The sequence below is a fragment of the Protofrankia sp. CiP1_Cm_nod3 genome, assembly GCF_982290655.1.
In genome coordinates, this window is sequence record NZ_CEVIVD010000157.1 from 6,717 (window position 1) to 7,868 (window position 1,152).

The 1,152-nt window shown below is 75.7% G+C and carries 1 protein-coding gene; it reads left to right on the forward strand.

Annotated elements, in window-relative coordinates:
- The coding region (locus tag AC5LUJ_RS20775) for a thiopeptide-type bacteriocin biosynthesis protein (protein WP_493465567.1) at positions 1-1,152 on the forward strand (1,152 nt) is incomplete at both ends.

Genomic DNA, 1,152 nt, shown 5'->3' on the forward strand with positions numbered 1-1,152 from the left:
CTCGCTGGCGGATCCCGCTCGGCGCGCTGCCCGGCGCGGACGCGCCGCTGCCCACGTGGGCGGCGGCGCTGACCGCGCTGCGGGACCGGCTGCGGCTGCCCGAACAGATCGCTGTCGGTGTCGCCGACCGGCAGCTGCGACTGCGGCTGGACGACCCGATGCACGTCGCGCTGCTGCGCGCCCACCTGCGCGGTCCGGCGCGAACGACGCCTTCGGCGGAGCCGATGGTGACGCTGACCGAGGCACCATCCGAAGGCGAGTACGGATGGTGCCAGGGTCGTGCGCACGAGGTCCTGATCCCGATGGCGAGCACCGCGGCCCCGGCCCGTGCCCCGGCCGTCCTGACCCGGCCGGGGCCACTGCCGCTGGTCGACCCCGGCGACGACGTCCTGCCGGGCACGGGGATGCTCTACGCGAAGATCTACGGAGACCCGGACGGGTTCACCACCGTCCTGGTGGAACATCTCCCAACCCTGCTGGCGGAATGGAACACCCCACCGCGGTGGTGGTTCGTCCGCTACCGCGACCCGGCACCGCACCTGCGGATCCGGCTACATACCGCCGGCGCCGACTACGGGCGGGCCGCCGCCCGAGCCGGCGCATGGGTGGCCGAGCTACGCCGCCACGGCCTGGCCGACACGCTGGCGCTGGACACCTACCGGCCGGAGCCGGCCCGCTACGGCCGGGGCGCCGCCCAAGCCGCCGCCGAAGAGCTCTTCGCCGCGGACTCCGCCGCCGCTCTCGCCGAACTGGCCACGCCCACCGCGGCGGATGACGGCGATCAGCAGGCACTGACCGCGGCCAGCCTCGCCAACCTCGCCGGCGCGGTCCTGGGCGGCCGGGCCGCCGGGCTGGCCTGGCTGATCGCACAGCGCGACGGCACCGGAACCGTCCCGGTGGACCGGGACGTCCGGCGCCAAGCCCTCCAGCTCGCCGCCGCCTACACGAGCCTCGACGCCCCGGAAGCTGCCGCCCCACCCGTGCCCGCGCTCGCAAGCGTGACCGTCGCGGCGACGTGGCGGGCACGCCATGACGCGGCCAGCGCCTACGCCCGTCTCCTCGGCGCCGGACAGACGGGAGTGACACCGGCGGGGGTGCTGAGGTCGTTGCTCCATCTGCACCACAACCGGGTCCACGGCCCCGGCGCGGACA